The 7,918-nt window shown below is 59.5% G+C and carries 7 protein-coding genes; 3 read left to right on the top strand and 4 right to left on the bottom strand.

Features of this window, described 5'->3' with window-relative positions; translation table 11 throughout:
• The 3 genes from eccD to ACHFGA_RS05130 all read left to right on the top strand — a co-directional run.
• Nucleotides 1-1,337 (top strand): type VII secretion integral membrane protein EccD (eccD, locus tag ACHFGA_RS05140; protein ID WP_394281350.1); only part of this gene is annotated, 1,337 nt, incomplete at its 5' end.
• A complete protein-coding gene (locus tag ACHFGA_RS05135; RefSeq protein ID WP_394281349.1) occupies nt 1,334-2,524 on the top strand; it encodes a S8 family serine peptidase in 1,191 nt (396 codons plus the stop codon). The genes eccD and ACHFGA_RS05135, both read left to right, overlap by 4 nt.
• Nucleotides 2,525-2,692: 168 nt before the next feature.
• A complete protein-coding gene (locus ACHFGA_RS05130; protein ID WP_394281348.1) occupies nt 2,693-3,121 on the top strand; it encodes a helix-turn-helix domain-containing protein in 429 nt (142 codons plus the stop codon).
• Here the strand turns inward: ACHFGA_RS05130 and ACHFGA_RS05125 are convergent.
• The 4 genes from ACHFGA_RS05125 to ACHFGA_RS05110 all read right to left on the bottom strand — a co-directional run.
• A complete protein-coding gene (locus tag ACHFGA_RS05125; RefSeq protein ID WP_394281347.1) occupies nt 3,108-4,187 on the bottom strand; it encodes a DUF3039 domain-containing protein in 1,080 nt (359 codons plus the stop codon). The two genes, ACHFGA_RS05130 and ACHFGA_RS05125, sit on opposite strands and share 14 nt — an antisense overlap.
• Before the next feature lie 54 nt (nt 4,188-4,241).
• Nucleotides 4,242-5,564, bottom strand: coding sequence for a class I SAM-dependent methyltransferase (locus tag ACHFGA_RS05120; RefSeq protein ID WP_394281346.1), 1,323 nt, complete (start codon nt 5,562-5,564; stop codon nt 4,242-4,244).
• A 54-nt stretch (nt 5,565-5,618) separates the two neighbouring features.
• Complete coding sequence (locus ACHFGA_RS05115) at nt 5,619-7,154, bottom strand: FAD-binding protein (protein ID WP_394281345.1); 1,536 nt, start codon at nt 7,152-7,154, stop codon at nt 5,619-5,621.
• A 92-nt stretch (nt 7,155-7,246) separates the two neighbouring features.
• Nucleotides 7,247-7,918: type VII secretion protein EccB (locus tag ACHFGA_RS05110; RefSeq protein WP_394281344.1), on the bottom strand; the 672-nt coding region annotated here is incomplete at its 5' end.

Genomic DNA, 7,918 nt, shown 5'->3' with positions numbered 1-7,918 from the left:
AGAAAAGAACATTCGGGGGTATTTATTCCATGTCTGCTGCCATGCACCACGTGGTGCGACTGACGCTGCGCCTTGATATTGGCCAACATCATTCCGCTGTCGATGTCACACTTCCCAGTTCATCGAGTCTAGCGGAGGTTTTGCCGGAGCTCAGCGACATCATCGATGCGCCACCGACCTCTTCGCCCTGGCAGTTCACTACGGTGTCAGGCCAGCCACTGGACAAGTATGCGCCGCTGCACGATGTGGATCTTGTGGACGGGTCGATCGTCGTCATGCGCCCGGAAACAACCTCCGAGCCGCCCGTGGTCCGCGACGCTGCGGAAGCCCTCGTCGCGCAGGCTGGGGCCTCGTCCCGCGCTCCAGACGTGGACCATGCCGCAGCGCTTGTCATGGCGCTCGGGCTAGCCGCGTTGCTGGCCACGGTAATTCCGCTTCCCATTGCCTATGGCGTGTCGACGCTGCTCCTAGTCCTGCTGGGTATTTACACCGCAGGTCAGGGGCTGATCATTGCCGCGGTCCTCGGAAGCGGCCTGGCCACAGGACTGTGGGTATGGGGCGGCGAGAATACCGCGGCCTCACTCGCTCTTGCACTAGTGGTCGCGTGTGTGACGTCCCTGGTGGCCACCGGATGCACTGCCTATTTCCGATTGATTGGCACGCGCTTTACGACGACCACCGCCACTGCTTGCTTGGTGATCATCGCAGGGTGTGTCGGCGCCTGGCTGCCTGGGGGATCCGCACCCGCAGCACTTTCCGCGCTGGTCGGGCTGCTGATCATCATGGCGGTTCCCGGCCTGGCCACTCAACTGGCGGGACTGAGTATTCCCCGTGTTCCCACCGCGGGTGAACCTTTGCCCGATGCCCATGATCACCAACCGGACGTGGATCGTCGTGCGCTGGTCGCCCACCGCATCAGCGACGGAATGTATATGGGCGTGTCCTTAGGGATGGTGCCAGGGCTGGTCCAGTTTGCACTCCGGGGAGGCGAGTGGACGTGGCTGCTCTGCCTGTGCCTGGCCGGAGCGATCATTATTCACGCGTCCCGGCACGTCGCACCCATCGCGCGAGTATCACTGATGTCGCTGGCGATTGCGGCCGCCGGGGTAGGCACGGTGGCACTTACTCGCGATGATGTACACCCAGCAGTACTTGTCGCCGGTATCCTGGTCGCCCTCGTGGCGATCGCCGCGCCCCTGTGGGCCGGGCTGGTCTCTCGGCTAGAACCGACCACGGTGGTGTGGTTCGAACGCGCTGAACAGGCCGCCATCATTGCGGTCATTCCGCTTGCGATTCACGTGGCCGGGATCTTTGCCCTGATTCGAGGCCTCGGATGAGACCCCACGTAGCGCGCCTGATCTGCGCATTCGCACTCGCAGTCGGCACACTATTCGGAACTGGGGCACATCCGTGGTCCGCGGCACCCGCTGTTGCCCAAGACCTCCCCTGCGTGCTACCCGAACCGGCTGAAGTGCCTGAGGAGAGACCGGATCTGGGCCCGTTGCGCGACCTTGCCACTGGCGCCGGTACCACGGTGGCGGTCATCGACACCGGAGTTACTCCCCACCCGCAACTCTCGCAGTTGGTGCCGGGTGCAGATTTCGTCACCCCTGCCACCCCGCATCCTTTGCATGATTGCGACGGGCACGGCACCGTCGTCGCCGGCATCATTGGTGGCGCTGATTATGGCGTGGCCCCAGATGCGCGGATCGTCGCGATCCGGCAGACCTCCGGACATTTCCGCATCGACCCAGATGATCCCGGCAGCGCCGGCAGCCTCGCCTCCCTGGCAGAAGCCATCCACGACGCCCTCAACCACCAGGCCGATGTGATCAATATTTCCGTGGTGTCGTGCATCTCGCCTTCTACGCGTGTCGACGATGCCATCCTGCGCGGGGCCCTCGCCCGCGCGGAGGATGCCGGGGCAGTGGTCGTAGCCGCCGCCGGAAACATCACCGATGACTGCCCCGATGGCTCATTCGTCTACCCCGCTCACCTTCCCACGGTGGTTGCCGTGGCTGCTCGCGATGGTGCTTACACCCTGGCGAATTATTCGGTAACAACGCCTGAGGACCAGCCAGCAGTCTCCGCGATCGGTATGCCGGAGGTGGCCTTGTCCCCTAACGGAGAAGGGTTCGCTGCCGGGATTTATCCGCGCGCTCAAGCGGGATTGGAGGTGTTTGCCGGCACGAGTTTCGCCGCTCCAGTGATCAGCGGCACTGCTGCACTTTTGCAAGAGCGTTTCCCCGAGGAATCTCCGGCCCAGTTGCGCCAGCGACTGATCCGCGCTGCCGAACCAGCCGGCGGAGTCATCGACCCCTACCAGGCCATTTCTTCAGCAGGCCCAGCCCAAAATGCTGCACCATCGGAGCATCCTGTGCAGGTTCAGCACACCGAAACACTCGAATCATTCGCTTTACATCGAGCCACTTGGCTTAGTGTTTCGATCAGCCTATTTGTAGCGCTTCTAGTGCTTGTTGTTGGACTCTCGAGACGTTCCGTGCACAACAGTGCTGGGCACTAGTTATCTCCCAGCGTGCACACCTAGCTCCCACGTTGCCGCCAATCTGAAGTAAAAGTTTACAGCATCGCAACCCTACGGTAGAGTTGCAGATATTACAGCAGTTACAGTTAATTCAATTACAGATCCTCTGCGGGCCCTAATGGGCCACTTTATGAAAAGAGACTTTTTATGCCCACCTCTACGATCGCTCACCTTGACACCGCAACGCTTACCGACGAACACGTCGAACAGCTTCGCACGCTGATCAACAATGATCCGACATCGTCGCTTGCAGTCATCTTTCAGCGCATTCTTGCTGCCCACGAAGAAGGCATGGATGTGGATGTTCTCGCCTCTGATGCAGAACTCACCCCCAATGAGGCTGCGAAACTTATGAAAGTTAGCCGACCCCACCTCTTGTCGTTTATGGATAACGGTGCGTTACCCTTCCACCGCGTGGGCACGCACCGTCGTATCAAGATGAACGATCTTAAGGAGTTTATGCAACGGCAGCGTCGTGGCAAGGAAGTACTGGCGAATGCCCTTCACTCCACTTCACAGCCTAATTCCACCGTTGAGCTCAACGAGGAGGAATTGAAGTACCTCAACGATCTGTAGAGAACCGCCCCTGACGAAGGTTTGCAAAGAACTGCGCGATAGGTTCTTCACGCGCACAATCTGGACATACCTCTAGGTGGGCATGAGTTTTGTCATCGCCAATGGGAACCCACCATCGCCCACAGACTGCTTCCACCGCCAGTCCCTCAACATATGCCTGGGTCAAACCATTCTTATGGGTGTAATGCATGTAGTTCGGTGCCGGCGGGTCGCACCGCTGTGTTGGTAATTCATGCGAGGCCGTACCTAAAATTTGGTGCAACTTTCCCCGAGTTACCAACATGTGTACCTCAAAAGACTTCCCATACACCGGTTCTACCCAGTTTTCATCTGGCTGTACGAACGGGACGCATGTCCTCAACAATTCATCACGCTCATGGGGCATCATGTGCTCCAAAGGAAATGCGAGTACTACCGTGTCAATCTCCTTGCTCGGATGGCTTTTTAGCCACTCCCTATCCGCGACCGCATCAACCGACACAGTCAGTGGGTGAATCTTCTCCGACTGAGGAAAACTGACTGTGAAACCACTTTCTCCTTCACCGTCCATGCTCGCTCTGAGAGCATCAACTAAAGCACGCAATGTGGAGACACGGAAGTTAGCCCACTGTTCTTCCTCCAGTGAGTGCTCAAGAAGTTTCACATCAACACTATTGGGGCCCAACTGACCTGCAGCTTTCAAACTTTTAATAGCTGTCGGACCAGATTTATGGAACTCATCGTGACGATCGACGTGGACCAACCAGTGGCAGGTTGTCGCTTGGTCGTACACGACCGCTCCGCGAATCGCTGGGCTAACAGTATCCCGAGCTTCAAAGACTGGAACACCAGCCTCGGCAGTCATTGCCTTGTGTCGCTCAAAAACCGATCTTTGAAACCGATCCGCGCAATAGACCAGCAACGCAACATCTGTTTCCGCTGCTGTGCACGCTTGAGACCATCCAACCTGAGCGTCGGCGCCTTTGGAACGTTGTGCCTCCATATACAGAGTATCCACTCTCGGGGGCAGCCGGTCGAGCCGCTTCAAAGCTTTGAGAACCTTCACAGTAGGACGCACACGGATCATGCCTACTACTGTAGAACATCTACCCGACACGGCTGCTCGGCGTTAAGCGATGGCCTAAGCGTAGAACTCCTCCGCGGTGACATCCTTCCACCAGCGGCGCTCTGGGGTGTCCTCGCGGGTGCCGTCCTCCGGAAGCTTCACACCGAGGAAGTGGTACAGGCTGACCACGTTGTGCTCGAAGCCCCACTCGGAGCCCGCCATGTACATGCCGTAGAGCTTGGCGGTGGGCAGGCCGACAAGTTCGACACCCTTGTCCCAATTCTCCTTCAGGTTCTCGCACCAGTCGCGCAGGGTGCGCATGTAGTCGAAGCGGAACGTCTCGGTGTGCACCACCTCAAGTCCGACATCCTGCATGGCCTGGGTAATCGTGCCAGAACCGGTCAGTTCGCCGTCCGGGAAGATGTAGCGGTCAATGAACGTGCCCTTGGCCGTCTTGTGGTTATCCGGGTAGGTAATGCAGTGGTTCAAAATCTTGCCGCCCACATGCACCTTGTCCTGGAGGAACTCGAAGAACTGCGGGTAGTTGTCCACGCCGACGTGCTCCAAGATGCCGATGGCGGAAATGCCGTCGAACTCGGACTCGGCGACATCGCGGTAATCCTGGTAACGAACCTCCGCAAATTCCTCCAAGCCTTCTTCCTTAATCTTGGCTTGGGCCCACTCAGCCTGCTCCTTCGACAAGGTCACACCGATCGAATGCACACCCTGGCGCGCGGCATAGCGCACCATGCCACCCCAGCCGCAGCCCACGTCGAGGTGGCGGTCGCCGGCCTTCAGCCCCAGCTTGTCGAACACCGTGCGGTACTTGTTCTCCTGAGCATCCTCCAGCGTGGCGTTCTCGTGCGGGTAGATCGCGCAGGTATACGTCATCGAATCGCCAAGGAAAAGCTCGTAGAAGTCATTGCCCACGTCATAGTGCGCGGAAATCACATCGGCATCGCGCTCCTTGGAGTGCTTGGACAGGCCCTGGCGGATCGTGCGCTCCAGCCAGCTGGCCTCCTCCACCTCTGGGATCGGCTGCACCTGGATGGCACCCATCGAACCGAGCGAGCGCAGGATCTTCGCCATCGTGCGGAAATCGGGTTTCTTCATCTTGCTGTACAGCTCACGCAATGAATCGAAAATTCCATACGGGTGAGCCAGGTGCTCGCCTTCAACGGTGAGGCCCTCCGTCACGAATGCGCGCGCAAGACCGACGTCGCCTGGTGCAGTCACGATGTAGCTCAACCCCTCCGGCGAGTTGATGCTCACCTTGTACTTCGCATCCTCAGGCCCAGTTGCGGACCCATCGAATGCCTCCCAGCGGAATGGGTTCTCACCCTCAATGAATTCGTCGACGATCTCTGCAACGGTCATGGGTACAAAAGGGGATGTCATTTACCTCTATCCTTCACTTACCAATCTATTTACTCTGACAAAATTTATGCGCGATTATGCGCCGCCGACGGTCTTCTCATAGAGACCGGGAAAACGCCCCTCAGGGTCATATACCTGCTTCATTTCTTCCGGCAGATGTCCGCCGTAGAGCGCTTCAAACTGTTCGCGGGTGTAGAAAGCCTCCGAGTACAGGGACTTATGCCCACCGAGTTCGGACACCTTCTTCTCAATGACCCTGTTGAAGGCCCCAGGCTCAGCGTCCTTAGAAACGTGGTCACCGGGCACAGCGGACCAGAATCCCATATTGATCCACGTCGTGCCTGGCTCCAGCGGATACAGAGGCCACGGCGCGCGCTCATCGGCGGTCTTTTCGCCCTTGCCGACGAGATCCTGCGAACTGTCGCGCAGGCGGATCGGACACAGCCATACCGGTTGAATGTCACACGCCTGGAAGAACCACTCCAGCCACTCGGCCGTCTTGTCCACTGTGACTTCCACGTCTTGCACCACGCGCTCCCGATGGGGCAAGCCCTTGGGGCGATTAACCAGGTTGTGTTCGACGTTGTACTTACGGTCCAGCCCAATCAGCTTCCAGTAGAAGGCACTGCGACGCAGCTCACGTGGCCAGATGGCGCGCACCTGTGGGTTTTGCACACCAAACGCGCGGGAGCACCAGAACCAGTCAGTATCCCAGCGCCAGATGTAGTCGCGAATGGTCAACCGGTCGCGCAATACACCTTCGGGGTGGCGCAGCGACTGGTAATAGATGCGGTCGCGCGTGTAATCGGAGGTGGGGCCTTCCTCGTCCGTGGCCTGGGCGATGATCAGGTAGGACTCATCGGGCGAAAAAGAAACACCGTCCAGCCCGTGGATCGGTGCGTCTTCGAAAGTGCCGGACTCGGAGTACCCGGCCAGAGCCTCTTGGTAGGAGGTCAGATCGTCGAAGCGCACATGCGACATAGCGACGTACTTTTTCACCGGCTCCAGCTCGATCTTGAGCCTGATCGCGTAGCCCAAGGAACCGTAAGAGTTCGGGAAGGAGCGGAAAAGGTCGACATTGCTCTCACGCGTTGCGGTGACAATCCCACCGGTGCCGGTGAGGATATCCATTTCAATGACGGATTCATGCGGCAGCCCATTGCGGAAAGATGTGGACTCCACGCCCATTCCGGTCACCGCCCCGCCCAAGGTGATGGTCTTCAACTGCGGAATAACAAAGGGTGCAAGGCCATGCGGCAAGGTGGCATCCACCAAATCCTCATAGGTGCACATGCCTTGGACATCCGCGGTGCGGGCAACGGGATCAACCTCAATGACACCGCCGAGGCCGCTGACATCAAGTCCCGCCGAGCCCCCGCTGCGGCCACGGAACACGTTAGATGTCTTCTTCGCCAAGCGCACTCGCTGGTCTTTCGGAACCTCAGCGAAGCTATCGACGAGGGCTTCTACACCCTTGCGGTGCGCCTGCCATCCGACGGGTTGGATGTATTCTGCGTCGACGCTGCGCGAGGTAAAAGTATTACCCAACACATTCGTCAGACCACTTGCTACTCGCACTGCACTATCCGCGATGTTGTCCGTTAAGCTCATGTAACGCCACTGTAACCACTCTTTATGGTTTTTGCCTGCCGGGACTCTGGGCACGACCTGCCCACCGCTCCTGAGCAGGCGTAACCCTGGAACTAGTACGTTGCCCGGCGCGCCCTCTCCTGGCTAAGGTCCGGCCCCTCCGGGAGGAGTTGGACGATTGCCCAGGGGACCTCGTCGACACGCGTGATCCCTAGGACATCAAACACCGTGGGGTCTGCCACCGCGTGACGCACACCGCTGCCGGAGACCACGTGGAAACTGTGCCCAGTATCCACCCCAACCGCACCGGAAGACAGGCCACGGAACTGGCGGGCTACCGAGGATCCGGAGAGCTCCACCTGCCCTGGCAGCTCCTGGCCGGTAGCGAAGGTGCCCACCCCGCCATCGGCCGTGGCGCACAGCTGCAGCTCCGCCGGGTCGCGCAGCGTGGGCATCTCGGCGGGAATCGTCACACGCACCGGGTCGCTGGCATCGGCAAAGGCTGCTAACTCCTCGCGGGTAAGCTGGCGTGTTTTCGCGCCTGCGGACTCAAAAATTTGTGCTTGCGCCTCCGAAAGTGGCTGCACTCCCCCGGTTGGTAGCAGCGCCCACGCATCCTCCTGGACGCGGAGCACCTCCGGTACCGGGGTAGGCACGACCACCGGGGCCGTCTCGCGCACCGCCTCGAGAACCTCGACCGGCGGTTGCCACCGCGGTGTGTCTGGGCCAATCCCCAAGCCGCGGCGCACCGCCCGGGCTTGAGGGGAGGACTCCGCGGGCAGCTG

Origin of the sequence: Corynebacterium sp. (assembly GCF_043426755.1) — a bacterium.
Lineage (GTDB): Bacteria > Actinomycetota > Actinomycetes > Mycobacteriales > Mycobacteriaceae > Corynebacterium.
This window is presented reverse-complemented; position numbering and strand designations above follow the sequence as displayed.